The 26,205-nt window shown below is 40.7% G+C and carries 34 protein-coding genes; 27 read left to right on the forward strand and 7 right to left on the reverse strand.

What is annotated here, in order from left to right; all coding sequences use genetic code 11:
• Window positions 1-276: 276 nt before the first annotated feature.
• Both AV939_RS11225 and AV939_RS11230 read left to right on the forward strand, forming a co-directional pair.
• The gene (locus tag AV939_RS11225; RefSeq protein WP_057791441.1) at window positions 277-1,251 is read left to right on the forward strand and encodes a mechanosensitive ion channel family protein; all 975 of its coding nucleotides are present in this window, start codon (window positions 277-279) and stop codon (window positions 1,249-1,251) included.
• Window positions 1,252-1,292: 41 nt separating this feature from the next.
• Window positions 1,293-1,475: an entericidin A/B family lipoprotein gene (locus tag AV939_RS11230; RefSeq protein WP_061997668.1), complete on the forward strand. Its 183-nt coding sequence runs from the start codon at window positions 1,293-1,295 to the stop codon at window positions 1,473-1,475.
• A 77-nt stretch (window positions 1,476-1,552) separates the two neighbouring features.
• Here AV939_RS11230 and AV939_RS11235 read toward each other — a convergent pair whose 3' ends face one another.
• Complete coding sequence (locus AV939_RS11235; protein WP_057791435.1) at window positions 1,553-1,861, reverse strand: hypothetical protein; 309 nt, start codon at window positions 1,859-1,861, stop codon at window positions 1,553-1,555.
• Between the two features lie 240 nt (window positions 1,862-2,101).
• Between AV939_RS11235 and AV939_RS11240 the strand changes: the two genes are divergently transcribed.
• Window positions 2,102-2,569, forward strand: coding sequence for a hypothetical protein (locus tag AV939_RS11240; RefSeq protein ID WP_057791433.1), 468 nt, complete (start codon window positions 2,102-2,104; stop codon window positions 2,567-2,569).
• A 369-nt stretch (window positions 2,570-2,938) separates the two neighbouring features.
• Window positions 2,939-4,057: a mechanosensitive ion channel family protein gene (locus AV939_RS11245; protein WP_197427705.1), complete on the forward strand. Its 1,119-nt coding sequence runs from the start codon at window positions 2,939-2,941 to the stop codon at window positions 4,055-4,057.
• A 39-nt stretch (window positions 4,058-4,096) separates the two neighbouring features.
• Here the strand turns inward: AV939_RS11245 and AV939_RS11250 are convergent, their stop codons facing one another.
• Window positions 4,097-4,552, reverse strand: a complete 456-nt coding sequence (locus AV939_RS11250) for a MaoC family dehydratase (protein WP_061997669.1) — start codon at window positions 4,550-4,552, stop codon at window positions 4,097-4,099.
• Between the two features lie 190 nt (window positions 4,553-4,742).
• On the opposite strand from AV939_RS11250, the gene AV939_RS11255 reads away from it, so the two are divergent.
• Window positions 4,743-5,645, forward strand: coding sequence for a LysR family transcriptional regulator (locus AV939_RS11255; RefSeq protein ID WP_013783800.1), 903 nt, complete (start codon window positions 4,743-4,745; stop codon window positions 5,643-5,645).
• A gap of 193 nt (window positions 5,646-5,838) precedes the next feature.
• Window positions 5,839-6,231: a DUF3718 domain-containing protein gene (locus tag AV939_RS11260; protein ID WP_013783799.1), complete on the forward strand. Its 393-nt coding sequence runs from the start codon at window positions 5,839-5,841 to the stop codon at window positions 6,229-6,231.
• A gap of 147 nt (window positions 6,232-6,378) precedes the next feature.
• On the opposite strand, the gene AV939_RS11265 is transcribed toward AV939_RS11260, so the two are convergent.
• Window positions 6,379-7,893, reverse strand: a complete 1,515-nt coding sequence (locus AV939_RS11265) for a mannitol dehydrogenase family protein (RefSeq protein WP_057791428.1) — start codon at window positions 7,891-7,893, stop codon at window positions 6,379-6,381.
• 9 nt (window positions 7,894-7,902) lie between these two features.
• Window positions 7,903-9,618 carry a purine-cytosine permease family protein gene (locus tag AV939_RS11270; RefSeq protein WP_057791426.1) on the reverse strand — a complete coding sequence of 572 codons (1,716 nt, stop codon included), beginning with the start codon at window positions 9,616-9,618 and terminating at the stop codon, window positions 7,903-7,905.
• A 706-nt stretch (window positions 9,619-10,324) separates the two neighbouring features.
• Between AV939_RS11270 and AV939_RS11275 the strand changes: the two genes are divergently transcribed.
• From AV939_RS11275 to AV939_RS11295, 5 genes are all read left to right on the forward strand, one after another.
• Complete coding sequence (locus AV939_RS11275) at window positions 10,325-10,981, forward strand: HAD family hydrolase (RefSeq protein ID WP_082746051.1); 657 nt, start codon at window positions 10,325-10,327, stop codon at window positions 10,979-10,981.
• A gap of 14 nt (window positions 10,982-10,995) precedes the next feature.
• Window positions 10,996-11,952, forward strand: coding sequence for a sugar-binding transcriptional regulator (locus AV939_RS11280; protein ID WP_057791423.1), 957 nt, complete (start codon window positions 10,996-10,998; stop codon window positions 11,950-11,952).
• Window positions 11,953-12,237: 285 nt separating this feature from the next.
• Window positions 12,238-12,819, forward strand: coding sequence for a hypothetical protein (locus AV939_RS11285; protein WP_061997671.1), 582 nt, complete (start codon window positions 12,238-12,240; stop codon window positions 12,817-12,819).
• Between the two features lie 71 nt (window positions 12,820-12,890).
• Window positions 12,891-13,421 carry a hypothetical protein gene (locus AV939_RS11290; RefSeq protein ID WP_061997672.1) on the forward strand — a complete coding sequence of 177 codons (531 nt, stop codon included), beginning with the start codon at window positions 12,891-12,893 and terminating at the stop codon, window positions 13,419-13,421.
• 123 nt (window positions 13,422-13,544) lie between these two features.
• Window positions 13,545-13,811 carry a hypothetical protein gene (locus AV939_RS11295; RefSeq protein WP_061997673.1) on the forward strand — a complete coding sequence of 89 codons (267 nt, stop codon included), beginning with the start codon at window positions 13,545-13,547 and terminating at the stop codon, window positions 13,809-13,811.
• 117 nt (window positions 13,812-13,928) lie between these two features.
• Here the strand turns inward: AV939_RS11295 and AV939_RS11300 are convergent, their stop codons facing one another.
• Entirely contained in the window at window positions 13,929-14,219 is a 291-nt protein-coding gene (locus tag AV939_RS11300) for a type II toxin-antitoxin system RelE/ParE family toxin (RefSeq protein ID WP_061997674.1), read from the reverse strand.
• Window positions 14,212-14,433 carry a TA system antitoxin ParD family protein gene (locus AV939_RS11305; protein ID WP_061997675.1) on the reverse strand — a complete coding sequence of 74 codons (222 nt, stop codon included), beginning with the start codon at window positions 14,431-14,433 and terminating at the stop codon, window positions 14,212-14,214. Before AV939_RS11305 ends, AV939_RS11300 begins: the two co-directional genes overlap by 8 nt.
• Before the next feature lie 186 nt (window positions 14,434-14,619).
• On the opposite strand from AV939_RS11305, the gene AV939_RS11310 reads away from it, so the two are divergent.
• The 15 genes from AV939_RS11310 (at window position 14,620) to AV939_RS11395 (ending at window position 24,714) form a co-directional block, all read left to right on the forward strand.
• Window positions 14,620-14,862, forward strand: a complete 243-nt coding sequence (locus AV939_RS11310; RefSeq protein ID WP_145974493.1) for a hypothetical protein — start codon at window positions 14,620-14,622, stop codon at window positions 14,860-14,862.
• A gap of 129 nt (window positions 14,863-14,991) precedes the next feature.
• Window positions 14,992-15,336 (forward strand): hypothetical protein, encoded by a 345-nt coding sequence (locus AV939_RS11315; RefSeq protein WP_057791329.1) that lies wholly within the window; start codon window positions 14,992-14,994, stop codon window positions 15,334-15,336.
• A 114-nt stretch (window positions 15,337-15,450) separates the two neighbouring features.
• Window positions 15,451-16,236 carry a DUF2071 domain-containing protein gene (locus AV939_RS11320; RefSeq protein WP_057791327.1) on the forward strand — a complete coding sequence of 262 codons (786 nt, stop codon included), beginning with the start codon at window positions 15,451-15,453 and terminating at the stop codon, window positions 16,234-16,236.
• A 113-nt stretch (window positions 16,237-16,349) separates the two neighbouring features.
• Complete coding sequence (locus AV939_RS11325; protein ID WP_057791325.1) at window positions 16,350-16,793, forward strand: hypothetical protein; 444 nt, start codon at window positions 16,350-16,352, stop codon at window positions 16,791-16,793.
• Between the two features lie 552 nt (window positions 16,794-17,345).
• Entirely contained in the window at window positions 17,346-17,843 is a 498-nt protein-coding gene (locus tag AV939_RS11335; RefSeq protein WP_057791320.1) for a GNAT family N-acetyltransferase, read from the forward strand.
• A gap of 990 nt (window positions 17,844-18,833) precedes the next feature.
• The gene (locus AV939_RS11350; protein WP_061997678.1) at window positions 18,834-19,079 is read left to right on the forward strand and encodes a hypothetical protein; all 246 of its coding nucleotides are present in this window, start codon (window positions 18,834-18,836) and stop codon (window positions 19,077-19,079) included.
• A 95-nt stretch (window positions 19,080-19,174) separates the two neighbouring features.
• Window positions 19,175-19,537 (forward strand): DUF2750 domain-containing protein, encoded by a 363-nt coding sequence (locus tag AV939_RS11355; RefSeq protein WP_057791312.1) that lies wholly within the window; start codon window positions 19,175-19,177, stop codon window positions 19,535-19,537.
• Window positions 19,538-19,661: 124 nt separating this feature from the next.
• On the forward strand, window positions 19,662-19,952 hold the full coding sequence (locus AV939_RS11360) for a hypothetical protein (RefSeq protein ID WP_057791309.1): 291 nt from the start codon (window positions 19,662-19,664) through the stop codon (window positions 19,950-19,952).
• A 20-nt stretch (window positions 19,953-19,972) separates the two neighbouring features.
• A complete protein-coding gene (locus AV939_RS11365; protein WP_057791307.1) occupies window positions 19,973-20,218 on the forward strand; it encodes an Imm32 family immunity protein in 246 nt (81 codons plus the stop codon).
• Window positions 20,219-20,572: 354 nt separating this feature from the next.
• Window positions 20,573-21,262, forward strand: a complete 690-nt coding sequence (locus AV939_RS11370; protein ID WP_061997679.1) for a VIT1/CCC1 transporter family protein — start codon at window positions 20,573-20,575, stop codon at window positions 21,260-21,262.
• Window positions 21,263-21,402: 140 nt separating this feature from the next.
• Window positions 21,403-21,642, forward strand: coding sequence for a hypothetical protein (locus tag AV939_RS11375; RefSeq protein WP_061997680.1), 240 nt, complete (start codon window positions 21,403-21,405; stop codon window positions 21,640-21,642).
• Between the two features lie 186 nt (window positions 21,643-21,828).
• Window positions 21,829-22,674 carry an acyl-CoA thioester hydrolase/BAAT C-terminal domain-containing protein gene (locus tag AV939_RS11380; protein ID WP_062087366.1) on the forward strand — a complete coding sequence of 282 codons (846 nt, stop codon included), beginning with the start codon at window positions 21,829-21,831 and terminating at the stop codon, window positions 22,672-22,674.
• A gap of 109 nt (window positions 22,675-22,783) precedes the next feature.
• The gene (locus AV939_RS11385; RefSeq protein ID WP_062087368.1) at window positions 22,784-23,170 is read left to right on the forward strand and encodes a DUF5412 family protein; all 387 of its coding nucleotides are present in this window, start codon (window positions 22,784-22,786) and stop codon (window positions 23,168-23,170) included.
• A 22-nt stretch (window positions 23,171-23,192) separates the two neighbouring features.
• The gene (locus tag AV939_RS11390; RefSeq protein ID WP_057791297.1) at window positions 23,193-23,924 is read left to right on the forward strand and encodes an SDR family oxidoreductase; all 732 of its coding nucleotides are present in this window, start codon (window positions 23,193-23,195) and stop codon (window positions 23,922-23,924) included.
• A gap of 325 nt (window positions 23,925-24,249) precedes the next feature.
• Window positions 24,250-24,714, forward strand: a complete 465-nt coding sequence (locus tag AV939_RS11395) for a hypothetical protein (RefSeq protein ID WP_057791295.1) — start codon at window positions 24,250-24,252, stop codon at window positions 24,712-24,714.
• A 68-nt stretch (window positions 24,715-24,782) separates the two neighbouring features.
• Here the strand turns inward: AV939_RS11395 and AV939_RS11400 are convergent, their stop codons facing one another.
• Window positions 24,783-25,082 carry a hypothetical protein gene (locus AV939_RS11400; protein ID WP_061997681.1) on the reverse strand — a complete coding sequence of 100 codons (300 nt, stop codon included), beginning with the start codon at window positions 25,080-25,082 and terminating at the stop codon, window positions 24,783-24,785.
• 298 nt (window positions 25,083-25,380) lie between these two features.
• On the opposite strand from AV939_RS11400, the gene AV939_RS11405 reads away from it, so the two are divergent.
• Window positions 25,381-26,190: an SAM-dependent methyltransferase gene (locus tag AV939_RS11405; protein WP_061998202.1), complete on the forward strand. Its 810-nt coding sequence runs from the start codon at window positions 25,381-25,383 to the stop codon at window positions 26,188-26,190.
• The last annotated feature ends 15 nt before the right edge of the window (window positions 26,191-26,205 follow it).

Raw genomic sequence — 26,205 nt, forward strand, 5'->3', positions numbered from 1 at the left:
TTAAGCGTCATCACATAGTTTGTAAATTTATTGTGAATAATATATTTACATTAATTTTACACATGGTCAGACCACATGAACTTTTGTCTAACACCTATAAAATTCATTTAGTTATTGCGTAGTTATTTCCCACTCTTGTATTTTTTGCTTATCAATTTTTCACCGCCAAAAACAACCGATTTAATTTTCGCTTACAAAACATAAAGTTAAAGCAAAACCATGACGGAATAAATCTTGAATAGACACTGCATATTGTTTGCTAAATGAAAGAGTTCTATGGATTTTCCGAATATTGATGACTTTTACCAACTGATAAACCAGAAGCTTGAGGGTTGGATCGAGAGCGGAATTAAGCACTTACCCAACTTTGTAGTAGCAATATTAATCGCTATTGTTTTCGGAATACTGGCAAAAGTAGTCGGAAATATTGTCGGAAAGGTAATGCGAAGAGCATTCGAGTCTCGACAAATCGCCAAATTACTTACCTCTATTATTAAGTCGCTTATTATTATCTTCGGTATTTTCATTGCGCTGGATTTTGTTGGCCTTAAGGGAACGGTTACTTCATTACTTGCCGGTGCAGGTATTGTGGGTTTGGCCATCGGCTTTGCTTTTCAAGATATGACGGAAAACCTTATTGCGGGAATTGCGATGGGTATTCGTAAACCATTCGAAATCGGTGATGTGGTTAAAGCTGAGGGGGTTTTCGGTACGGTAGAGGAAATTAACCTGCGAAACACCTTGGTATCTACCTTTTACGGGCAACGTGAAATCATTCCCAATAAAATTCTCTTTAGAAATATCTTAACTAATTACTCAGTGGAAGGTATTAGACGTATTGAGGTTCCTGTTGGCATTTCCTATGCCGATGACATTGAAAAAGCCGCCGAAGTCATTACCGACGCTATGAATGAAAAAGACTATGTAATAAAGAAAGACGAAACGGCGGTTTACGCAGCGTCATTTGGTGATTCTAGTATTAATCTATTGCTTTGGTTTTGGATACGTTACCCAGGCGACCCCGGCTTTATGGTGGTACGCCACGAAGCGATATGCACTGTTAAACGTGTATTGGAAGAAAACGATATCTTAATTCCCTTCCCTATTCGTACATTGGATTTTAATTCAAAGGGAAGCGATAACCTTAACAATATGCTTGAAAAGCAAGAGACCACATTAGAAACCGAATCTAGTCCAACTCGCAGTTCTGGCGATCAACCAGATGCGGATGGCGAAGCAAGTGATGAGTAAAGCATCAAAGTAACATTGATTATTAAACCAGGAGATATGCCATGAAAAAGTCAGTTTTGTCGTCATTTTTAACATCGAAATTACTTAGAGTTAGTTTCACTGCCCTGTTGTTTTCATCTGCTGTAGTAGGTATGAATGGCTGTGCAACGGTAGAAGGTGCGGGAGAAGACATTCAAAGCGCTGGTGAAGCGATTGAAGAAGGTGCTGAAGACGCATCTAATTAATTTCACACGAATATTCTATTTAGGCCACGCTGTAGACACCTATAGTCGTGGCTTACAATACAAATGCTTAATGCCAGTTAACGTCTTTCTATCGCTGGAATTTCAATATAGGCATCTGGATCTGACGCCTTTAACGCTTCCAGTTTACTCTTTCTTTTTGCTCTTTCGTCAATGGTTTCTCCAAAAACCTGTAAGTGTAAGTCAGCGATAAGCGCCTGCCCTTCGCCTTTGCTTATTACCCCAAGAAGCTCGCCTGCATGCATAAACCCTTGCACCCGGTATTTATCTGCATCTACGTTTTTTCCCTCTTTACTTGCGTTGTACAAACTAACAAGCTGAGTAGTACAAGCCTCCAGGAACTTAGTCGTTTCTTCTTCGTTATTCATCGCAGCGCTCCTTACTATTAATTTGTTATTGCCTCTAGATGAGCTTTCAGTTGCCCTTCTTGTCAGCATCCCTTGCCTAGAGTTTACCTATTTAAGTAATAGAAGTGGAATGACTAATTTATCTGTTTTATGTGCATTTCAACTAAAGTTCATTGGTAAGCTTTTAATATCTTACCTACGATTTAGGGAGTGTTAGAAACGTTTTTCTAGGAATACACCATAAAGAGTAGTGAGCACACCATGCGATTACAAATAGCTACAGGATTGATTACAGCCTTGGCATTTGCCCCTACTGTTGCTGCAAAAGGAAATGCTCATCATTGGCAAACATCACCTCATCATCTTTCCGCCCTTGTAGGCACAACGTATACAGAAGAGTGCGGTAATGCGTTTACCCTAGGTATTGATTATGAATACCGTATTAGCGATTTCTTGGGGCTTGGCTTCGTTGCCGAATATGCATTTGAAGATTTAGACGCCTACACGTATTTACTGGTTGCGGACCTTCACATTACTAACCGCTTTATCGCCCAGATTGGCCCCGGGGTAGAATTTCACGGTAGCCATAAAATGGAAGTTGCACGATTAGGTTTTTTATATGAGTTCGAGATATCTGGTATTACGGTCTCGCCGCAACTGCACTATGACTATCATAGAAACCATGAAAGCGCTGTGGTTGCCGGTCTTGCAATTGGTATGTCTTTTTAACGATTTGAAGATGAAAATATAAAAATAAAAGAAAAACCGATTCGCACTAACTTAGTGCAGTTGTTTGGCGTTGAATCAAACAACTTCCCAGCTTACTTCTTCGCGGCCTAACACTGACACTCCTTTCAAGTGAAATCACAAACATGTCGCGACTCCCCGTGTTGAAAGGCCTATAGTAATAACAATCAACGACTTTGCGGATAATAATAAACCCCGATGCTCTTAATTACTCTCTAGATTCAATTGAGTAAACTTGGCTGGAACGTTATTTGCTGCATGTAAGTGTGTATATTCACGCATTGATTTCAAATCGGTCTTAGTGTGAATGACTTTGTCGCGTATTTGTATGTTATTGGTCAAGGGATAGCCATGCCAGAAGTTGACTTTGCAGGCTTACTGTTAGTGCCTGAATTAGTTATCACCTTTACTGTGATAATTGCGAACCTTTTTATGTTCTTAATTAAGCGCATCTTTCTACGAAAGTTTTTGTTGCTTACCGATCGCACCTCACATTTCTACGACTCGTTACTGGCACACTCTTTAAACCTGCCCCTCACTATCCTTATTTTCGTCATCGATATTTGGATTTTAAACTGGCTGTTCGACAAGTACGGTATTGTAAACGCGTCCTATGCGAGCTCAATTTCCCTTGCGTCTAAAATATTACTGATCACTGCCGCTATTCTTTTCTTAAATCGTTTTGCTGTTGGGTTACTTGCCAATCAAACACAGCGCTCAGATTCACTTAGAAGTAGCACGGGCATTATTAAAGGCATAGTGAAAGGCCTTATCGTAGGTATTGGTATATTAATAATGTTGGGTACGTTAGGCATTTCAATTACCCCTATTATCGCGTCGTTAGGTATCACATCGCTTGCCGTTGCGCTTGCCCTTCAACCCACTCTAGAGAACTTCTTTTCAGGGGTACAACTGGTTATGGACAAGCCTATTAGAGTAGGCGACTTCATTGAATTAGAGAGTAAAGAGCAAGGTTTTGTAGAGCGTATTGGTTGGCGCTCCACGTGGATAAAAATGTTACCCAACAACACTATTATTGTACCAAATAGTGTATTAGCTGAATCTAAGATAATTAATTATTTCTACCCGAGTAAAGAGTTATCAGTACCGGTTGATGTAGGTGTACATTATAACTCTGATCTTGAGCACGTAGAGAAAGTCACCCTTGAGGTAGCCAAAGAAATATTGGTTTCCCATGAATGGGGAGTTGACGATTACGATACCTTCGTGGTGTACCACACTTTTGATAATTCCAGCATCAATTTCACGGTGATGTTGAGAGCAAAAGAGTACTTCCATCGCTTCTTTATAAAATCAGCATTCATAAAGGCATTACATAAGCGATATGCCGCAGAAGGTATTATTATTCCCTATCCAATACGCGCCATTAATACCGAACAAGAGAGCCCGCGTATTGACGTTCAAACTACCAACATCCCTAACAACGCAGGCGAGCCTCCTAGCCAGTAGAGTACACAGTAAAAATATAGTGTACTCACAGCGAATTTATTACTCGCTAGGTTGCATTACTGCCAACATAAGAAAAGTCCCCACCAGTGCTGGTTTGCCTGACGAGGCCAGCACGCAGCTTGATTCCATTTTAAATAGTTTACCAGCAGGTTTATTGACGACTTCTACCAATTTGAAGTGATATTTGATTGCATCGCCTGATTTCACGGGCTCCAAAAAACGTAATGAATCGATACCATAGTTAATGGTTGATGCAATTTCGTCAGATGCAGCAAGTACACCTTCAAAGGCCTTAGGCATAACCGACGCGGTGAGAAAGCCATGCGCAATAGTAGTTCTAAATGGGCTCTCTTTTTTACACCGTTCAGTATCAAGGTGTATCCATTGATAGTCACCCGTAGCTTCAGCAAATTGATTAATCATATCTTGCGAAATGGTGAGCCATTCAGCTTGTTCAAGGGTTTCCCCAACCTCTAAGTCGATGAGTGTTTTCATATTTTTTGACCAATGGTAGTTAATTTAAGACGAACAGTACTATTGATGTATTGAATATTTCAATTAACTTTTAATAATAGGTATTTATAAATAACCTTGTTACAATAAGGTAAAAATAATATTAACCAAAGAATTCGCCAGTTACTTTTTGGTATTTTCATACTGGCACTCGCCAGACAAGGATTGCGCAATGAATCTTAATAGAATTGATTTAAACCTCTTCGCCGTATTCGACGCCATATATACTGCGGGAAGCCTAACAAAAGCAGCTGATGTATTGTGTATTACACAACCTGCGGTGAGTAATTCACTGGCTCGTTTACGGGAAATGCTGAACGACCCATTGTTCGTAAGAACCGGTCATAGCATGACACCCACCCCGGTTGCACAGAATATTATTGTACCTGCGAGACAAGCCTTAGCCTTGTTAAGAAAAAGCGTGCAAGAGAGTCATACGTTTGACCCTTTAACTGCAGAAAAGGCATTTAACTTTGCTAGCAGAGATTTGCTAGAAGTTAGCATAATGCCAAGGCTGGTTTCGCGGTTACAAAACCTAGCGCCCAATATTAGCCTAACTAATTACGAAATTCCTCGTAGTCAGATCGTATCTGCGATGGCCAGCGGTACCTTAGATTTCTTCGCCGATGCGTCCACATTTAGCGATCCGCATTTATGCAAAGAAAAAATAGCGCAAGACAGATTTGTGGTTTTAGCACGAAAGAACCACCCTGCGTTAAAGAACGGTTTAGATTTAGACACCTTTTTACGCTTAGGTCACATTAATGTGTCGCAACGTAAATCAGGTGCCGGCCCTATTGATGTAGCACTAGATAGAATGGGTAAACGCCGTAAAGAAGTTATGCGAAGCCAACACTTTTTAACTGTGCCCAGTACAATTGTGAAAACCGACCTTATAGCTTGTTTGCCATTTCATCTAGCTAAACACTACGACTTAGCCATTTATGAATTACCTTTCGATCTACCTACCGTAGAGTACTTCTTATATTGGCACGTAAGTGCAGATCACGATTACGCCCATATGTGGATGCGTGAGCAGATTATGGAAGTGTCGAGCCACTTTAAAAGCCATTAACGTTTACTCGTTATTCCCTAAGGCACACCTCTTCTAGTGGTGTGCCTTTTTTTTTGCGCTTACCCTTTCAACGCCACTTAGATATTAAACTGTATACCTTAGTATTAGACCAAGGCTTTCTAACCTCAAAAATTTTGCGTTTAATAGAACCCAACGAACGAACATACTTTTAAATTAAACCGAGGAATTGACCATGTTGAAAATCGTTAAAACTTCGCTAGTTATCGCAGCAACTTTGGGTGTATCTGGCATGGCGCAAGCCAACGTAAACGAAGCATTAGCAAACATTTGTACTATCGTACAAGCAGATGATAAAGGTGAGCTACGCAAGAAAATGCGTTCTGTAGAATCAGATTATCGCCTTAAACTAAAAGATTATTATTCGGGTGTTAGCTGTAGCGGCAACAGCCTGATACGTACAGCAATGCTGAGCAACGCTGTAGAAGCAGGTTCGCTGCTAGTTAAAAAGATGCCAAAGAGTGATTTATCAGCACCAGAAACAGACGGTAAGACGTTGCAAGCATGGGTTGCTGAGAATGGTTTGGAAGGTAACGAAATTGCCACAGTCTTGAGCGGAAGATTATAAGCAGTCTTGAGCGGTAGATTATAAGCAGCCCTGAGCGGACGTTTACAAATAAAAAATTCACATACCATGTGAAAAGATTCAACATGGTTGCAGAGTAATCTGCACTTAAAGAGGCGACCACAAGGTCGCCTCTTTTCTTTGTATCTACTAGACGAGCGCTGGCTCGCTTGGTGCACTTGTTAGCGATTTAGCTATTTCTAAAATAGACTCACCGTTATAAATTCGGCTCAAGTAGCCTTGATATACAGGCGTGAAGCCTGCCTCATCACTTAAATCACCGAAAACACTGGTCACTTTCAAGAAAGACAAAGCATCATCTTGGTAACGTGAAGCAGCGTTGTGCAATTCATCAGCAAGTTGATCTTGAATAACGAGCGGCGTACCTTTTTGCGACGTGCGTTTATCTGAATAGAAACTCCACGCTGCAAGTATTAGGGCACTAATATCAACTTTTCCACCATTTGCTAAGTTCTCACGAATGGTAGGTAACAAAAACACAGGAATTTTTGCTGAGCTTTCCAAACAAATTCTGGACAGTGAATCTTTAATGTACGGATTTGCAAATCGTGCTAGTAAAATATTTTTGTAATCGTGAACATCAATACCTGCAACCGGATCTAGGGTTGGCATTACTTCATCTACCATGAAGGTTGCTAGCAGAGAACGAAGTTCCGTTTGGGCTACACTTTCATGAATTGTATCAAGCCCGGCAAGTGAACCCGTTAACCCCAACACAGAGTGACCCGCGTTTAGCATTCTTAGCTTCAATTTTTCATAAGGTGCCACATTGTCTACAAACTGTGCACCAACATCTTCAAACGCTGGGCGTTCATTGCAAAATTTATCAGCAATAATCCATTGAGCGAACGGTTCGCATACTACAGGCCAGCTGTCTTCAATACCTGATTCAACTAATGCCGCTTTGTCTTCATCAGTCGTTGCAGGAGTAATACGATCGACCATTGAATTAGGAAAGCTTACGTTTTCCTCAACCCAATTAGCAAAATCGGTATCCGCAAGACGAACATAAGACAACAACATGGCTTTGAGTACATCACCATTATGTTGAATGTTATCGCACGACATCACCGTAAAAGGTGCGATGCCCATTTCTTTACGCTTTTTAAGTGCTGCCGTTAAATAGCCAAACACTAATTTTGGCGATTCTGGATTGGCTAAATCGTGCTGAACGTCAGGATTTTGTGCAATAAATTCGCCTGTAGTGGGGTCGAAGTTATACCCACCTTCAGTGATAGTCAGCGAAACAATTTTAATTGCCTCGGACGCCATTTTATCAATAATGGCAATGGGGCTATCGCCCGCAATTAAAAAGTCGGTAAGGGCACCAATTACACGGGCTTTACGTTCACCATTTGCGTGCTTTTCTACCAATGTATAAAGGTAGTCTTGCTCTTTTAAAAGTGATTGCATATGACGGTCAGCTTCACGCAGCCCTACCCCACATATACCCCATGAAGTGTCACCTGTTACGTTCATATACGCATCTACGTACATGGCTTCGTGGGCACGGTGGAAGCCGCCCACGCCAACATGAACAATACCGGCTTCTACACGAGATACATCGTACTGAGGTACAGCGATGCTCTCATCAAGAGAAGATAACGCAGTACGGTTCAAACGCATATTAGTTGCTGGTTGCATAAAAAACCTCTATTTCGCAAGTGCTTTGTGGCGACGCATTGACCAGTAAGCAGTAGTAAAGTAAATAATTGTGCATACGAAAGCCAAGTTAAAGAACATCTCTCTGTTACTTTCGTAATTGGCTACATCTGGGCTTAACGAGAAGGCATTAATGGCTAATAACGTCGTCACCAATAAGCTACCCCAAGACACAACTTTTAGTAATTTCGATAACATTGACGTGTCTATTGCAGGTGTTGGAATCTCAGCGCCTTGACGCTCCTGCTGAATTTCAACTTCTTTATCGAAAGCATCCATTTCTGCTTTTTCTTCAACGTATTGACGCTTTGCACCATACTTTGCTGCCAACAAGGTGTAGACAATAATGGTGAATATCCACGTTGGAATAAACAGGTAATAGAATGAAATAACATCCAATGCATTAAGACCAAATCCAAATACAAGCCCTAATCCCCAGGTCGCTACTGCAGGTGTGCTGTGGGTTAAGTTTTGGAAATGTGCCCAATAACGAGTGTAACCAATACGCGGGAAGATGACGTGTTCAGCGAATACAATACCGCCAACAGGAACTACTAATAATCCAGCATAGGTTAATAAGGGAAGCAGTTTAGTAAATACGAATGGGAAACACGCGATAACAACGGTAACCATGCCTACTGTGGCGGTGGTTTTAATTCGAGATTTATCTTTAAAAATAGCTTGAGCTGCTAAGCCCGCGCGGTACAAGTTAGCATTCGCGGTTGTCCAACCAGCAACAATAACAATGACCAACCCTGATAGACCTAATGCGTGGAAGGCGACATCACCTGGGTCTAATTCTGTAATAGATTTTTGGACGATAATAGCAGTACCTGCCCCCATAATACCTGCAGAAATCCATGCCACATAGTGACCGAAAAGCATACCAGCAGAAGTAGTAAGGCCGTAAACTTTACGTTTAGCAAAACGAAGCATAGCCATATCAATCAAACCAAAATGGGTGATTGTATTTGCTGCCCAAGAGAAGCCAATAACTTCGAGTAAGCCAATACCCTGTTCACCAGAGGGGGTTAAACCAGTCCATACCGACACAGATCCTATGTGCATGAAGTCAGCCCAACTTGTTAAGAATGTTTGACCAATTACTGCATCAGCCAATGCTGGCATTAGCACTAATGGACCACACACAAACATAGTGAATAACCAAGGTGCGCAAATACGAGAAAAATCAGACACCGCATTGAAGCCGTACATGGCGACAAACACCACGATGACGCCAACCGCTGCAACAACACCTACAAACGCCAGGTTCGTTGGATACCAATCAAGTTGGGCGGGAATATTCAATGCGAACCTGACCGCCGTAGCTGATACGGTTATCATTGCGGCAGATATAACGGTAAATATGATGACGTTGGCCCAGTTATAGAGCTTGGTCATCGAATCACCCGCAATTTTATGCAAGTAAGTATATAAACTTAGGCGTGTATCTACGGCGATGGGCGTAGTGATTAGCGTCCAACTAAGTACCGCTAATATATTACCGATAAGTAAACCAAACAGAATGTCGGTCATGGTTGCGCCTAAGGCAACAAAGGTAGCACCAAACACAAACTCGGTGGCTGCAACGTGCTCACCAGCATAAAGTCCCATGAAGTGCTTCCAGCCCTTCAATTGGTGTTTTGCAACTGGGAGTTGCTCGTCACCTATCTGTGCAATGTCGACATTGCTTGAATCTGTTTTCATTTTCTATCTCGCTACTTTATTCACCGCTTTGGTATGTCCAAAGTGCATTTTACTGCTAGCTACCAAAACTACACTTGTTATGAATATTATTATCAGTACGTTAACACTCATAAAACGACGCCTTCACCCAAAACATAATTGGAAATTTTTAGGTTTGGCTCAGTAACCGTTAACCCAAATGAGCATTTGCCACAGCCGTGAGTTATTTCTCACGGGGCAATACTTACATATCGATGTTTAAATGTAAACGGAATTAACAAGCCTAACGTTATAATTCGGTTAACAAGTTAATTTTTATCCAATAAATGTTATTACTTGTAGGTTCATTTTTGTTTGAATTTAACTGTTATTACTATGCCTATAGGGGCTTGTTGACTTAAAAACTCGGTAAGGGCACGATATGTTATGCGTAAGTAAAATAAGTATTTTGAAGTGATACGGCCTGGCAGCCTGATTAATACTCTTTCCTCATTTACCTCAGTGGAAGTATCCTACTGACAAAAATGGTGAGAAATGATGAAAAATAACCTGAAAAGGCGTTGTTTCCCCCAGTTGTAACGTGTTGCCCCAAAGGGCTTTCCCTTCATTTTACTCGTAGAGCTAAATAGCTTAATTAGGTAAACTTGAATTGGTTTATTCTCGGGCTTGTACGTAAAAATGCTTCTTAGTGGAGTACATGCGTATCTGGAATGCATTAAGGAATTACATGACAATTGAAAGCAGCCTTGTCATTTTCGACTGTGATGGCGTGTTAATTGATAGTGAAATGTTGTCGATGCAAAGCTGGCAGCGCTTACTTGAGACTTATGGAGTGTCGATTAACGCGGAATATTTTATCAGCAAATTTCTTGGCAAAAGTATGCAACATGTTGAACAACAAATTCATCATGATTTTGGCCTGACTGTCACCACTCAAATTAAAGATGAATTTCATATTTTGCTGAAGCGAAGCTTTGCTAAAAATTTGATGCCTACTCTGGGCATTGAAAGCCTACTATCTAGGCTAACGGTTCCCTATTGTCTTGCTACTAGCAGTTCGCCCGAGCGCACAGAGTACGCCTTATCTTGTACTGGTTTAAGCCAGTATTTCACTGGCAATATATTTACACGCTCTTTAGTAAAAAATGGGAAGCCAGCCCCCGACCTTTTTTTATACGCGGCTGAAAAAATGGGTGTTGCGCCTAAACATTGTATTGTTATTGAAGACTCCCCTGCGGGCATTGAGGCTGGTATTGCCGCAAACATGCAGGTTATTCATTACACGGGGGGAAGTCATTTAAAGGATATGCCAACAAACCACACGACAACCATTTCACATTGGGATAACTTTATACAAGCCTACCCTATGTTGGTATCTGATTGATGGAACAAGAATAAATGAGTAAAAAACAACAACTAGAAAATCAACGTCTCGACGAAGCCGCTCGTGCTGGCTGGCTTTATTATGTAGGCGGTAAGACACAAGACGAAATTGCGAAACGTTTAAATACTTCTCGACAAAGTGCCCAGCGCTTAGTGGCGCTGGCCATGTCTGAAGGGCTCGTGAAGGTGCGACTCGAGCATCCTATTGCCCGTTGCATGGAGTTAGCTGAAACTATTCAACATCGCTTCGGTTTGCAATTTTGTGAAGTCGTGCCCTCTGTGGTTGGCGACGAAAACTCTACCTTAGGCTTGGGGCAAGCAGGAGCCAGTGCCATAGAGCGCTCGCTTAAATCTGACTCACCACAAACTATTGCATTTGGTACTGGCCGCGTTTTACGCGCGTGTGCTGACGAACTAGCATTAATGAACTGCCCGCAGCACAAAATTGTGTCTTTGGTAGGGAATATTGCCAACAATGGTGAAGCCACCCGCTATGATGTTGCAGTACACATTGCCGATAGAGTAAAGGCCCAACATTACCCCATGCCATTGCCTGTTATTGCGGGTTCTGAAATTGAACGCGAGCAACTGCATCAACAAGCTCACATTGCGCGAATTCACAAACTGGCTCGACAAGCAGACATTACTTTTGTAGGCATTGGTAATTTAGGCAACACATCGCCACTGCATGTTGATGGCTTCATTAACGATAACGAAACGCAAAGCTTGTCGTCTATGGGGGCCACTGGAGAGGTCATCGGATGGGTTTACAATCGTGAAGGCGCTATTGTGGATTGCGAAGTAAATCGAAGAGTAACCAGTAGCAAATTAACCCTAGCGTCTGATAAGCCAGTTGTGGGTATTGCGGCAGGTATGAATAAGAAAGACGCTATATTAGGCGCGTTGCGATCTAAACTTATCAATTCACTCATTACCAATGAAACCACTGCCCAAGCTCTACTCAATAGCTAACGGGCTTTTTTCGTAGGCCGTATTTTTTAGAGAGTTTTTTTCTTAGCGCGTAGATGGGTAATCGTATTGGTTATTTATCTACGCCTATTAATAATGTAATTAAATGCTGCAGTTCAACACTACCAATTGATTGTGCTAATCAATAATGCCATTTAATCGCTCCACCACGCCCACTATTCTTAATAGAAACAGATTTCCTTAAAAGCTCTGTCGCTTCGCTCGGATTTTAGCCCACGTATTACTGCCCCTTATGTGAATGTTAGGTTTCTAGGAAACGGAGTCACTTTGAACAGAAAATGGATTTTATTTTTGCCTTTCTTTCTCACAGCCTGTGGATATAAAGGCGATGGTGAGTACAACGAGTCAGGATGGTTCCTAAAGAATTATTCTTTAATTTTGCCGCAAAAAGACTTCGCTTCAAATCGTGAATATAGCTTTTCTATTAACGGATACGGCTCTCACGACACGTCATTTCTTCGCGTAAGATTGTCAAATGACGAGCCTGTAAACTTTCATGAATTGGATACAACTCTAGAAGTACGAATAATCGGCAAAAATAATGTTACATACTTTTATAGAAGCTCCCCCCTTAATGCTCATTATTTGAGAATGGTTGAATTAGGTGAGGCCCAATGGGCAAATGACCTTGAATGGCATTCGCGCTATCAGTATTCGGATGAAAAAATGAAAAATAGGGCTGTTTCTTTCGACCCAGCCTCTAAACCAATATCAACGTCAGATGTTATGTATATTCACAGTTTTCCTTCTGGGACTGAAAACTATAAAGTTAACGTGAAAATCGGAAATGTCCCAGAAGCTTATGAAAACACCAAGATTTCACTAGAGTTTATTTCAGGTTGGAAATAGCTAATGTCGCAACAACCTAACACTCACTCACTTCGTTCGCTGCACAGGTGTTTTAATCGAGGAATGTAGTAATGATGGAAATGTTAGAAGATTTTTTTGACCGTATAATGACTATAGGTATAGCTATATGTGGGATGGTAGCTCTAATAGCGATACCTGGGGTTGACTTTTTACAGAGTTATAAGAAGTTGAATGAAGAAAATACTATACAGGCGGTGACCATTGCTCATTTGCAATCTGAAATACAAGATATTCACTCGGTCATCAACAATCACGCCGGAGTAAGTACGTTCGATGTTTCATCAGCTATTAATAGCCTGAAAAAAAATATTGACGATGTAGAAGAAAGGAACGTCGAAATATTATCAATATTGAGAGATGATCCTGATACTCTAGCGACAATCAGAGAAGCGAACGTAAAATATGATCATATACTGAAGCAGCTGGAAAAGGTTGAATCTGATATTGCCCGAACCGAAGACAAAGTTTTTAGTGGTAGCCAGACACAACTAACGATTTGGGTCGCAATCGCTATATTTCTCATTGGTGCCATCCCTTCTTTTATACTCGGACACCGTCGAAAAACGGAGCAAAGCAGCTAACAATCACATAAACTCGCTCGCAGGCTCGCTGGGACAATAACGCGTAGGCTCAGTCGCTTCGCTCCAATTTTAGCCTACGTGTCATTGCCCGTTATGTGGGTGTTATAACTACTGAAACATCAAATGAAAAAATTTGGATCTGTAGCTCTTATATTTCTTATTGTTTTGGCACTGCTTATTAAGACAGTAGGCACGTTCACTCTTTGTGGTGGTACGCTGCTTCAAAATTGGATCGGTGTTGGCGCGTGCTCTAACAGCCAGAATCAGTTCATTGGTTTTGGCAATTTCAGAATGGAAGGCGAAGACTTGGCTGGTGTAGTATTTTTGTTTGTTGCTCTGGTAGTTTTAGGGCTTACCTACAAATTGATAGTAAGCAAACGTGGAAAGTAGTTATAACAAACAAATTAAGTCGTGCGCCAAGGCGCACTGGGACGCATACACGCGGGGCGGCTTCGCCATTATGCCCCACATGTCTACGCCCCTTATTTAAAAGTTATACCCAATTGGTCAGAATAACTTTTTAACATCGCGGTAAAAGTTCTCATGAGAGCCAAGTGCTATCAATTCAAGTATTACTGTGCCATCCTCGTAGCTGTAACCGAGTAAAGTTAACTGCTTAACCATCTTGAATTTGTACACGCGAAGAAAAGCTAGGTCGCCTTTTTTCTGCTCTCCTAAAAGAGGATCATCCATCAACTCCTTTACAGCTTTATCCAAGTCTTTTTTCTGATTCTGATGTAACTTCTTTACTGCTCTCTTAAAATTAGCTGTCTGTAAAACACTGGTAATCTTAGCCAAAATCGTAAGGCTCCAATTTTCCTACCTCTTTTTCAGCTTTGGAAATAATTGCCTGTTTCACGAATTCATATGATAATTCGGGATTATCTTCCATCATTTCGCCTATCTTTGCCCAATGCTCAATTTGTTTTGGCATAGTTCGGTTTAGTGCTTTGCCCATAATAGCCGCTTTCTCAACTAAATTTTGGTCTAGTCTTACGCTTGCTGTTGCCATAACATATCTCCTAATAGTTCACCACCACATTGTAGCAATGCGCTACAAATGTAGCAAATTGCGTATAACAAACGCATTAACACTCGCTTCGCTCGGTATTATAGCCTACGTATTTTTGCCCGTTATGCGGGCCGTTAGGTAGCTAGAGTGTTAAATCAATTTCAGTATCTACTTTCAGAAATAACAGTGTTTCAAGATACTCAGTATGGCGCTGCAATTAAGCTTTTAGATTACGAACATATTGATTACATAGATGATGTGCTAATTGAAAAATTTGATGTTGATTGTGAGTTCAGGGTTATGGATGATGAAAATCAGAAATATATATTGTACTTCGGTTCAAAATTCTCATTTGATGAGGTAAGCAGCGTAGTATCTCAAATTAATGCTTACCATCAAGTGGAGCAAAAACTATATGAAACAGTTTAGTCGCGCACCTAACAACCAAATTAAGTCACTCACTACGTCTCCTGGGACGCATACACGCGGGGCGGCTTCGCCATTATGCCCCACATGTCCGCGCCCATTATTGGAAAGTTATACGTTACAGGAGGCTTGGTGAATAACTCTGAATTTATTACCGTAATCGAAGATGTTGTATCGACATCTGCTATTGAAGATACAATAAATAATTTGAAATCACCTCCAGGTAGAAAAGCTGATGAAAACTTGGTTAAACAATCGGCTTGGTTTAATTCATTAAGTGACTCTGATAAGGATATGGTAAAAAGTATTATATCTGACGCTGTAAATGAATCTGCCTTTGGTTTTTTGTGTGTATTAGATGGCGTACGATCTATTTCTGAATCAGGTAGCACTAATAACTTGAAGTTAACTCACGGTAATACTTTGCTAAATGACCCAGAAAAAGAATACTTACATGATTTGTATAAAAACGTATAACAAGCGCATTAAGTCAGAACCAAAACAGCGGGCTATGTTTCGTTCCTCAACATTTTAGTCCACAATTTTTGTCCGCTTTTAGTGGGTAAGACCAATTTCTAGGATGGCTCGGCGTTGGATTCATTAAAATTAAACGACTTTCTTCACCCAAGACCTTCTCCCAAAGGGATTGACGTTCTCTGTAAATTACAACATTTTGCGATCATCACATATGCAGTCGATCCTTCAAGGTTTGATGGGCTTTTTCCCGAACGTTTTAAACTAGATACTTTACTAATTAATGGTGAAGAAAAAGCTTTAATTTCCGTAGTTCCTTTTATCGATGTAGATTTTACATCTGCTGTTATACCATTTCCTAAGTTCAAAATGGGACAAACAAACTACCGAATCTATATTATCGATCAAGAAACAAATGAGCGATGCGTTTGGTTTCTTGGTACGACTTTAGATTCATGGACTCTTGCAGTACCAAGACTTTGTTGGAACTTACCTTGGTATAGTGGCGAAGTTAAATTTGAATGTGAATATGATGAATCTCAACAAATATACCGTAAATACAAAATGACGACAGAAGCCACTTGGGCTCCAGCTAATGTTGAATTAACACAAACCAAAGACTCCAAAATTGAATTGTCAGGATTCCCTGATACAGAAACAGGTTTGGTATACATAACACATCCTCTAGCTGGTTTTTATCATCGTCGTGATGGTAAATTAGGTACGTATAGGGTGTGGCATAAGCAATTAGAAGTATCTTCTGCAAACCTAAAGTCTGCTAGCTTTGGTTTACTATCTCGTTTAGGTTTGGTTACTCAAGAGGAACAACAAACCCCTCATAGTGTGCTGATTGAACCGATTAATGAATTTACTATTTATTTACCGCCGAAAGTGGTGAAATAGAAATATAACAAACGCATCAAGAACGGACCTTATACCCACTTAGGATCGCATGAGTATTAAAATAAAAATCTATCTGGGATTTCCTTTTGGTTCTTTCCACTGGTGCACTTACTATGACTGCTGGATATCCCAAAATTTACTCTCCTTATTCATTTACCGTAGTTATTCCGGTATTCATGCTTTATGCTCTAGCCTTACCAGGTCCATTAATGTTGTTATTAGCCTCTTTGCCCAACGCGCTTCTTTTCTTGCTCAGTACACGCTCAACAGCACATGAAAATTTCAAAATCAGTCGTTTATTTACTGGTATTAGCGTTTTACTGGTTTTGTTATCACTAATATTTTTGTTTGTTTCTTACGATTACGGTATTCAATATCAGGGTTTAAAGCACACCCTGTTTATGTATTTATTTAACGGCATTTACATCGTTTCACTTATTGCAGCCTATATTGCTAATAACCGAAAACCTAGTTTGAACAACTCTTTGGTATTTAGGATATTGTTTTTTTGCTGGCTTGGTTGGTGCGCGTTCCCATGGTTAGGCGAATTGATATAGTAGGTATAACAAACACATTATGTTCATGATTAGATTATGAAAATTTATTGCTTAACTATCGGAATATCCTTATTAGTTGGTTCAGCTATTTTGCTGTTACATAGGATTCTATTTATATATCGGGCGAAAACAGTAAATGCGGTTGTTGTAGACAAAATCTTCCGTAACGCTAGTACCGAAACACGCTCAAGTAGAGCGAAGGTTTTGAAGCTCAGCTTCGAGCATCCGGCTTCTGGACCAACTAGTTATGTTTGCGATACCAGCATTCTTACAATGCTCTTTGATGTAAATGACAAATTACAGCTATCAATCGTGGGTAATAAGGTGTTAATAAAACACTGGTTCTATGTAATTTTAGCACCGGCAACGTTGTTAACTCTTGGCATTCTATGCATTAATGGGTCGTATCAACTTTAGCAATAGGCTTAGTATCAAGTAAGCGGGACAATAACACGTGGGCTCCCGTCACTTCGTTCCGTATTATAACCCACGTGCAATTGCCCCTTCTTGGGGTGTTTATGCGTTCGGCAGATATTACAGTAAGGATGTAACTTGAAAATTAGACACTTAGAAGAATTTGATCACAAAGATCTTCATAATATTTATAGCTTTACGGAAGTAATGGCAAATACATCACAACTTCCTTTTTTGAGCTCTTCGCAAGTTTCAAATCTCTTTTCAGCATCAAATCAATACACGTTAGTCGCAGAAGTTGATGGTAAGGTGGTTGGACACGTGACGCTATTCCTAACGGATAAAGTTCGGGATAAGCATACTGCTTCTATTGCCATCGCTGTTCACCCTGAAAGCCACGGACAAGGTGTCGGAAAAGCCTTGATGCATGAAGCAATCAATCAATCTGATAATTGGCTTAATTTAGTTCGGGTTGAATTAGAGGTTCATGCTGATAATCTTTCAGCCAAAGCTCTGTATGAAAAGGTAGGCTTTGAAACTGAGGGCATTAAGCGTTTGAGTACCTTCAAAAGTGGACGGTATATAGATATGGTTATCATGTCCAGAATCAGCCCTGCACATAGAATGAACGCATAGCAAAGCGTTTAAGGCAGATTCGCAACGCATGGCATTCTTGGTTCAAATTGAGTTTTGTGTTTACGGTGTAATGGTTTAGGTTAGACGTAGGCGTCGCTCACTACTTAACGCGGCGTTATATTCTTCGGTGAGTTATGAGTTTTAAAAAACCAACAATTTGGGGTAACGGCTCTGTAGCTCCGTCGGCTAAATGCCCACAGTGCAAGCTCTTAATGTACCTCGACAATCAGTGCCCTCATTGCAAACATTGGCTGTCCGTGAAGGAAAAAGATGAACAAAAACGTTTTTGGAAAAAGCGCAGAAACAGTGAAATCGTAAAAGGTCTTATCTTCTTCCCTATTTTGCTATTGTTGCTGTTTTTGCTTTTTGTGTAGAGTTGCAAATAGGCGGTTATATTTAGTTAGCTTTTTTAAAACTCAGCAGGCAAACATAACAAAAAATAAAGTCGTGTGCCGAGGCTCACTGGGAGACAAGGGAATGTTGCAGTATAATAGGATGTTTGTATTTATCCCTTTATCTATTATTTTGCCCGCATTCAGTGTCGCAATTTTGGTTTTAATATTTGGTCGTTCCAATATCGCTATTACTGATATAACATTTCTTACTACATCATATATTGCAGGTTGCGCGTTAACATTCGTGGTTTTCTGGTGGTTTGCTACAGGTGTAATTAAAAATCCGTATCTTCACGCCTTCGTCGTTTATTTTTTCAACGTGTTAGTATCAACTACTGTAATTACGTTGCTTGTTGGAAAAGACTATATTTCCTCTATATCAATCTATGACGCTTTAATTACTATAATCGTTATACTTGTTGCAACCAAGATCGGATACAAAAACATGGAGGTATCAAGCAACGCCTCCTAACGAAATATTTTAGCACGTTCGCTGGGACGCAGACACGCAGGGCGGACTAGCCATTATGTCCTAAGTGCCTGCGCCCGTTAGCTTATTGTTAGGTGCATCTAAGGTATTAAAAAAGGAATTTTAATGAATAAAAAAAGCAAAGGTTTTCATCCATTTATCAAAGTATGTGCAATGCTCGGAGCTGTTAGCTGTGGCTTTTTCGCAATCGCACTATTTGTCTCTAGCTTAGTTGCTTTACCTAATATCTTTACTGTATTAGTAGGTTGTTCTAAAGCTATTTTAATATCAATGCTCTCATGGGCCTTTTGGTATGCGGGTAAATTCGGTAAAAACCCTTTTCTCAGAGCTCCCTTCCGCAGACAGGAATAATCAGAACATAATTAAAGTACGCATACACGCTGGCGGCTTCGCTATTATGCACTACAGCCAGTGCCCCTTAGTGTTAAGTTAGGAGACTAGGAAAGTTGAGTTCCGGTTCTCAAATAGATAAGTTTTATAAAGAGGTTATTGAAAAACAGGTATTGTGGTTTGGAGAGTTTCCAGATGGCACAACACTTGAGTTTGAAGTATCAGACAATAAAGTCTCTTTCCCGGTATGGTCTTCAAAATCTAGAATTTTAAGGCTTAAGAAGTTAGCTCCAGAATTGCTGAGTGAAATTAAACCAAGGGGAATGGTTTGGAGTGACTTTAAAGAACATATGATTCCTATTCTTCACGAGAAAGGCAGACTGGTGAATCTAAATTTAAGTGGTAAAGGCTTAACTGGTTTTGACTTACCCTTAAGTTCCCTGGTAAACAATTTAGAAGCGCAACTAAGCGTTTCCTAAAAATCGCATTAACGCGCTCGCAGGCTGTCTGGGACAAATACACAAGGCTCCTGTGCTTTGCTTGGTATTGTCGCCTACGTATTTTTGCTCGCTATGCGGACCTTATGTGAACGGAAAAATTCGAATGCAATTTCCTTTAAGAGTGTTTATATTTTTGACTCGACTAGTGGGTTTACTATTTATCGGTGGCAGCCTAATTTTCGGCTATGCGGCAGTGGAATTGATTTTTGACCCAGAAGCTACGGTCATCGTTAATGGTATGGAAAGAAATGATCGGGAAGCTAAAGGCACGTATTTGCTCGCTCCCATTATTTTACTTATTGTTGGTGTTGTTCTTTGTAAAGTAAAACCCAAAAGCTGGCATCAATATCACCAAGCTAGATCAAAATTGTGGTCATTTTTTTATGGTAAGTAGTTTAAGCCAATAGGAATCTCATGCTATCAGTTGAGAAAGATAAGGATGCTGAACAGATATATATCCACGGTTCTCCAGAACAGTTACGCTGGCTTGCAAATAGGTTAGTGGCAATTGCTAAAGAAGCAGAAAAGTCTGGACAAGCTCATGACCATTTCATGACCGAAGACTGGGGTGGAAACGAACTAACCAATGAGCTTATGGGAAACTCCGAATCTCATGCAATCATTAACCACTTGATAGTGTATGGTCATGCTTCAAAGTAAATTGATGGAGCTACTCATAGTTTTTCAGATTCCGCACCACAAAAAGCTAAATTGGTATTTTCAGAGCTCATGAATTTTATAGAACGATGGTCAACCAGCCCCTAATATAAAGGTGGCCGGACCAAAACAATAATGGTGGTTGGTTTTATAGCCATGTATATTTGTGATATCAACTTATATAACTTTTATGATGGCGTTCAATCATGGCGGGCCGTTCTGGATGACATTTAATAACACGCTAAAATCACTTCCTTCGGTCTTTGAAACAAATACACATGTGGTTTCACGATTATGCTCTGCATGTCTTAGCCTGCTGTTTAATCGTTATCTGCAAAATGATTCATCGAAAAATATATGATTCATAGTGAAATACATCGCTCACAACGCGTAGGTTGGTTACGTGCAGCAGTACTTGGTGCAAATGACGGAATTGTATCTACTGCAAGCCTTATTATTGGCGTTGCAGCTGCTAGCACTTCCCACGATGGTATTCTTCTCGCTGGAGCTTCAGGTTTAGTGGCTGGGGCTATGTCTATGGCTGCTGGTGAATATGTTTCGGTTAGTTCTCAGTCAGATACTGAAAACGCCGACCTCGCCATTGAAAAAAAATCGCTGGAACAGAATTTCGAGTCTGAAAAAGAAGAACTCGCAAAGATATATGAAAGAAGAGGCCTTAAACCAACTCTAGCTGAACAAGTTGCTGAGGAACTGATGTCTTACGATGCTCTTGGCGCTCATGCCAGAGATGATATCGGAATTTCACAAAGCGTTAATGCTCAGCCCATTCAAGCGGCATTCTCTTCGGCGGCTGCTTTCACTTTAGGTGCTGCACTTCCTTTAGCAGTTGCCTGGTTAGTACATGGTGAGCAACTTATACCTGCTGTCGCAGCTTTATCTTTACTATTCCTTGCTGCACTGGGCGCTACTGCCGCACGTGTTGGCGGAGCATCTATTACAGTAGGTGCAATCAGAGTGACTTTCTGGGGGGCGCTTGCGATGGTATTAACAGCAGTTGTAGGTCGAATCTTTGGCGTGGTTGCATGACAATAGGTTTATCTGCGATAACGGCCTCTTTTCAAGGTAGGCCTTAATTTAGGAATTGAAGTAAATTGCAAATACGGGCGCTGATTCGTATTATCGCGCTCCTCTTTTACCGCTTTATACTTACAAGATAAGGGAATTAAATGAAAACTAAATTAATCGCCGTTTTGATAGCGTCAGCCATTTCGTCAGGGTGCGCATCCACTTCTAAAAAAACGGTGAGTGATTTTCTTGACGGGGCATCTTCTAGCGCAGAAAAAAGAGAGCAAGAAGAATCAAACGTAATACACGCTAAAAAGAATTCACCCGAAACCGATGCCATAGAAGACAGTATGTCAGGTGTATTTACCGCCCTTTTTCGTGGCATATTTGGCTCAGAGTAACGCCAGCACTCACTAAATATGTTGCATATAAAAAGTACGAATCAGGGGTTTGCCAGAAACATTTCCTAAAACTTTTTATTAAAAGGCCCTGCTGATTTACTTTATTATAACCCTTTAATTCTTCTATAAAATGCTTAAGGTTCTAGGGTGTTTTCAGCATTTGAGTTCTCAAAGGTAAAACAAAATATGAAATTGAAAATGAAGCATTTTTTACTATTTTTATTCTCGTTCGTACCAGTATTTACTTTAAGTGCAGCCCCTCAAGTTCTTAACGTTGAGCAAGATGGTATTGTGGGTCACTATTATCAGCAACCCGCTAATTCACACAAGCAGCCGGTTATTGTGCTTGGCGGTTCAGAAGGCGGAATTCCTACAAAGCTTGCCAAAGTCATCGCCGAAAATGGTCACCCGACATTAGCCGTTGCTTATTTTAAAGCCGATACACTTCCCAAAGAATTAGAGAAAATTCCCCTCGCCTATTTCGAAAAAGCAACAGCGTGGCTTCAACAAAAACACCCCGCACAAAAACATATCACGCTGGTTGGTTGGTCTAAAGGCGCCGAGTTGGCGTTGCTGATTGCATCTCGCGACACTGTATTTGATCGTGTTATCGCCATTGCACCCAGTTCAGTGGTGTGGGCAGGTATTCTAGCTGATTGGCAGACGGTACCTGGCTCCAGCTGGAGTCAAAACGAAAAGGAATTACCCTTTGTTGCATTCAACCCAACCGGGCCTGTTGAAGGCTTGTTAGACCTATATTCTCAATCTTTAGAAAATAGAAATGATGGCGGAAGTGCAACAATTCCTGTTGAGAATATTCGCGGAAATGTTGTGCTATATTCGGGGGGAATGGACGAAATATGGCCATCCTCTTCTATGGCAGTTTCTATTTGCCAACGTATGACAGAAAACCAGCTATCTCGCTGTAAGCGTTTTAATTACCCAGAATTAGATCACCTGCTAAATTACAAGATGTTAGCGCCTTCAGAAGACTTGTATAAGCACTTTATTCGCAGTGTCGACGGTAAATAATAGTTAACCCTTTGAGTAACAGCCATCAAGTGGCAGTAACGTTAATAGCTCGAAATGTGAATGAATTTTATGTACGTTAATTAAGCGCAATTTATAAAAGGATTCTAGTTTGAATACCATAGGAAAAGTGGCCATTGTCATCAGTGTGATCGCCTTCTTGGCTTTTTACAATTGGCTTCCTGATATGTGCGGTAACGATATTTATTCTGAAACGTTGTCTCCTAATGGCGAACTAAAAGCAGTAATTTTCCAAAGAGATTGCGGGGCAACCACAGGCTTTAGTACTCAGGTCTCTATTTTGGACACTGATGAAGCCTTGAAAAATGAAAGTGGTAATATCTTTCGTATGGATGGGCACCCTAACGATGCTGCCCCCATTATTTCGTGGGAGTCAGATTCAGCACTTACTATTAAAAAGACGGTAAACAATAAAGAGTACTTCGCTGAATCGACCTATGGTTGGTTCAATCCAATTCAGATACGCTACAGTGGCTAGTAAGACTAGCAAGGACTCAAATTTGACCAAAGTTGTAATAATAACTGGGGCCAGCAGAGGTATTGGTGCCGCTACTGCTTTTACGCTATCTAAACAGGGTTATCACGTTTGCATTAACTATCTTAAAAATGAAAGTTATGCCGAAGCGTTATGTTCTTCAATTAATAACAACGGCGGCGTTGCACTTACTCATAAAGCGGATGTCTCAGTGGAGGCAGAAGTCCAAAGTATGTTTAACAGGGTAAACGCTGAGTTCGGCGCTGTTACGCACCTAGTGAACAATGTAGGCGTGCTTTTTACCAAAACTGCATTTTCCGAAATTAGTGCCGAGCGCTTCAAAACAATATTAACTACGAATGTACTCAGCGCTTTTCTTTGCTCGAAAGCTTTTGTAAAACAAGTTCAAAGTGATGGTGCAATTGTGAATGTCTCTTCGATCGCGTCTCGTACAGGTGCCCCGTTTGAATACGTAGACTATGCAGCTTCGAAAGGTGCTATGGATTCGCTCACCACAGGTATGTCCTTAGAGCTTGCCGGCCAAAATATTAGAGTCAATAGCGTTCGCCCTGGCTTCATAGCCACTGATATTCATGCCGACGGAGGGGAGCCAGATCGCGTAAATCGCCTTAGCTCACAAATCCCAATGGGGCGCGGAGGCAATACGCAGGAAGTAGCAGATGCTATCGCATGGTTGTTATCAGATGAAGCATCTTACGTAACAGGTTCATTTATTGACATTGCGGGTGGGAAATAAGTCACAATAGTCGCGAATACACTTACGCGTTTAAAACGCAGTAAAAAATTCTATTCACTTAGTCCTTGATAGATAAAAGCTATCTCCAATTACTATTGCTAACTGTAGCTAAATCTTTAAGCTGAAGTTGTGATGATATCACATAACAAAATAAAGCAGTTTGGTTAGCAGTATTTGTTTTATTCACGTATTTATTTGTTTTGTCTATATGTTTACAACGTGCGAAACCCTTGCTGGTGTTTTGCGCAAAAGACGAAACCGTTTTAAAATTTGGTAACCAGCTTTAAAACCAACTAAACGATATTTTAAAGGAGAGGTATACATTATGTTTACTAAAGAGATGGTGCATACGGCGCTACAAACTTGGTGCGACAATGTAGTAAAAGTTGGAAAAGTTCATGCCGAAGGTGGAGACGTTCAAGCGTTTTCTCTTCAGGTACTCTCTGACAGCTATGATTATGACAATGGTCATGTGTTGTTTAAGCCTACTTTGACGTTTGGTCAGCAAACGTTCCGCCCGACTAAAGAAGGCGCGCTTTCTTATTTTGTAGGTGGAAACAGCGACTACCCCAACGACAATGGTTTCAAGCTCAAACCTTGGGTTAAAGTGTGGTACAGCAAAGAAGATTTTATTTTAAATGGTGAACTAGCCATTGTGCAGTGCAATGTTCACTTTATTGGGGAAGACGACAGTCACATCTTTGTGAACAAAAGCTTTGTATTTAAGCAGTGTGAAGATGGCAAAGTGCGTATTATTTTACATCAATCCTCATTGCCTTATCAGCCGTAAAGGGCTTATTGAAGGTTAACCCATCGCGTTGCATTTCGTTGTAAAGTGAATGCAACGCGGTATTTGTACTAACGATTACGTCTGTTATCTTCCAACTCACTTTCAATCATGTCTTTACGCTGATTGACCGGAAGCATTTGCTGGTCGAAATCACTATGAGGATTGGTTTCACTATAAGCCAGCGGTTCATTTTCGCAATTGAGCTTGTTCGTTAAAACTGCAACACAAACTGGCTTCTCGGCTTCAGCACGAGGATCATGGCTAAATGTACAAGCAGACTGTGTGGACAATGCGCCCAGTGCCACTAAACATAACGCTGAGCTTCTAATAACTGAACTGGTTTTCGTCATACCACCATGTTTAAACATTATAATTCCCTAAATTAACTAACGTTACTTACCAATTGGCCAATTAGTTATGCAGAACTCAGTGCGCTACCAGTACAATACTATTTTTAAATCGGGCGATAAAGCGTTTTGAAATAACCCAGCATGTAATACGGATTTAGGGCCACCAATGAGCGCGAATCAATGTTAATGTTAAGTCACTCGTTTTTTAACGACAAAACCATATCGGTTATAATCACAAAGTGATTAACAATGGATGTATTTTCCATTATATTCAATTAAGGCTATACGTAGCCCACTCTCAATGGAAATGGATGAAATGAACATAGAATCAAAAGGATCTTTGGTAGTTGTAGGTACAGGTATTACTGTGTCAGGCCAGATGACCTTGATTACGGAAAGCCTACTTAAAACAGCCGATATCGTATTGAGCGTTGTAACAGAGTCAGCGCTTGTCAATCTGCGAATGATTAACTCGAATGTGGTGTGTTTACGCCACCTTTACGAGCAAGGCAAATCTCGGGCACTCACCTACCAAAAAATGACCCAACGCATTGTTGATGAAGTCAAGACAGGAAAAAAAGTGGTGGCGGCGTTTTATGGTCACCCTGGGGTATTCGTAAATCCCTCACATGAGGCTATCAAACAACTAAAAGAAGAAGGTTATGATGCCGAAATGCTACCGGGGATTTCTGCCGAAGACTGCTTAGTGGCTGATTTAGGGCTAGACCCCGCACATTATGGATGCCAGTCGTATGAGGCTACTCAGTTTCTGCTGAGGCAATACACCTTAGACCCTCATATGATGCAAATTATCTGGCAGATTGGCAGTATTGCCGATTTCACGCATAACAAACACCGTACATCACACCCGGGTTTAACGCAGCTAAGAAACGAATTGTTAAAATACTTTTCTCCTGAACACACCATTATTGTTTATGAAGCCTCTACCATCCCCATTGCTGCCCCTAGAATTGAATACCTTGAACTAAAAGATTTAGCGGCAGTAATACCAAAACCTATCACTACTTTGGTTATCCCCTCTAAAGGGTTACCAGATTTTGATATGAAATCGATGGCAGAACTAGATTTAACCCCCGCCCTTTTTGAACAAAAATTATTTGGCTAAAACCGTAAATATCTA

Source organism: Alteromonas sp. Mac1, from assembly GCF_001562125.1.
In the GTDB taxonomy this organism is placed as follows: Bacteria; Pseudomonadota; Gammaproteobacteria; order Enterobacterales; family Alteromonadaceae; genus Alteromonas; species Alteromonas stellipolaris.

Excerpts from the sequence above, each read along its gene's own strand:
- AV939_RS11245 (WP_197427705.1), top strand. The coding sequence starts at position 2,939 with ATGCCAGAAGTTGACTTTGCAGGCTTACTGTTAGTGCCTGAATTAGTT.
- AV939_RS11295 (WP_061997673.1), top strand. The coding sequence starts at position 13,545 with ATGAAAAAATTTGGATCTGTAGCTCTTATATTTCTTATTGTTTTGGCA.
- AV939_RS11250 (WP_061997669.1), bottom strand. The coding sequence starts at position 4,552 with ATGAAAACACTCATCGACTTAGAGGTTGGGGAAACCCTTGAACAAGCT.
- AV939_RS11360 (WP_057791309.1), top strand. The coding sequence starts at position 19,662 with ATGCAATTTCCTTTAAGAGTGTTTATATTTTTGACTCGACTAGTGGGT.
- AV939_RS11270 (WP_057791426.1), bottom strand. The coding sequence starts at position 9,618 with ATGAAAACAGATTCAAGCAATGTCGACATTGCACAGATAGGTGACGAG.
- AV939_RS11350 (WP_061997678.1), top strand. The coding sequence starts at position 18,834 with ATGAATAAAAAAAGCAAAGGTTTTCATCCATTTATCAAAGTATGTGCA.
- AV939_RS11305 (WP_061997675.1), bottom strand. The coding sequence starts at position 14,433 with ATGGCAACAGCAAGCGTAAGACTAGACCAAAATTTAGTTGAGAAAGCG.
- AV939_RS11230 (WP_061997668.1), top strand. The coding sequence starts at position 1,293 with ATGAAAAAGTCAGTTTTGTCGTCATTTTTAACATCGAAATTACTTAGA.
- AV939_RS11240 (WP_057791433.1), top strand. The coding sequence starts at position 2,102 with ATGCGATTACAAATAGCTACAGGATTGATTACAGCCTTGGCATTTGCC.
- AV939_RS11370 (WP_061997679.1), top strand. The coding sequence starts at position 20,573 with ATGATTCATAGTGAAATACATCGCTCACAACGCGTAGGTTGGTTACGT.
- AV939_RS11395 (WP_057791295.1), top strand. The coding sequence starts at position 24,250 with ATGTTTACTAAAGAGATGGTGCATACGGCGCTACAAACTTGGTGCGAC.
- AV939_RS11275 (WP_082746051.1), top strand. The coding sequence starts at position 10,325 with ATGACAATTGAAAGCAGCCTTGTCATTTTCGACTGTGATGGCGTGTTA.
- AV939_RS11325 (WP_057791325.1), top strand. The coding sequence starts at position 16,350 with ATGACTGCTGGATATCCCAAAATTTACTCTCCTTATTCATTTACCGTA.
- AV939_RS11255 (WP_013783800.1), top strand. The coding sequence starts at position 4,743 with ATGAATCTTAATAGAATTGATTTAAACCTCTTCGCCGTATTCGACGCC.
- AV939_RS11260 (WP_013783799.1), top strand. The coding sequence starts at position 5,839 with ATGTTGAAAATCGTTAAAACTTCGCTAGTTATCGCAGCAACTTTGGGT.
- AV939_RS11235 (WP_057791435.1), bottom strand. The coding sequence starts at position 1,861 with ATGAATAACGAAGAAGAAACGACTAAGTTCCTGGAGGCTTGTACTACT.
- AV939_RS11365 (WP_057791307.1), top strand. The coding sequence starts at position 19,973 with ATGCTATCAGTTGAGAAAGATAAGGATGCTGAACAGATATATATCCAC.
- AV939_RS11375 (WP_061997680.1), top strand. The coding sequence starts at position 21,403 with ATGAAAACTAAATTAATCGCCGTTTTGATAGCGTCAGCCATTTCGTCA.
- AV939_RS11405 (WP_061998202.1), top strand. The coding sequence starts at position 25,381 with ATGAACATAGAATCAAAAGGATCTTTGGTAGTTGTAGGTACAGGTATT.
- AV939_RS11400 (WP_061997681.1), bottom strand. The coding sequence starts at position 25,082 with ATGTTTAAACATGGTGGTATGACGAAAACCAGTTCAGTTATTAGAAGC.
- AV939_RS11280 (WP_057791423.1), top strand. The coding sequence starts at position 10,996 with ATGAGTAAAAAACAACAACTAGAAAATCAACGTCTCGACGAAGCCGCT.
- AV939_RS11225 (WP_057791441.1), top strand. The coding sequence starts at position 277 with ATGGATTTTCCGAATATTGATGACTTTTACCAACTGATAAACCAGAAG.
- AV939_RS11265 (WP_057791428.1), bottom strand. The coding sequence starts at position 7,893 with ATGCAACCAGCAACTAATATGCGTTTGAACCGTACTGCGTTATCTTCT.
- AV939_RS11380 (WP_062087366.1), top strand. The coding sequence starts at position 21,829 with ATGAAATTGAAAATGAAGCATTTTTTACTATTTTTATTCTCGTTCGTA.
- AV939_RS11290 (WP_061997672.1), top strand. The coding sequence starts at position 12,891 with ATGATGGAAATGTTAGAAGATTTTTTTGACCGTATAATGACTATAGGT.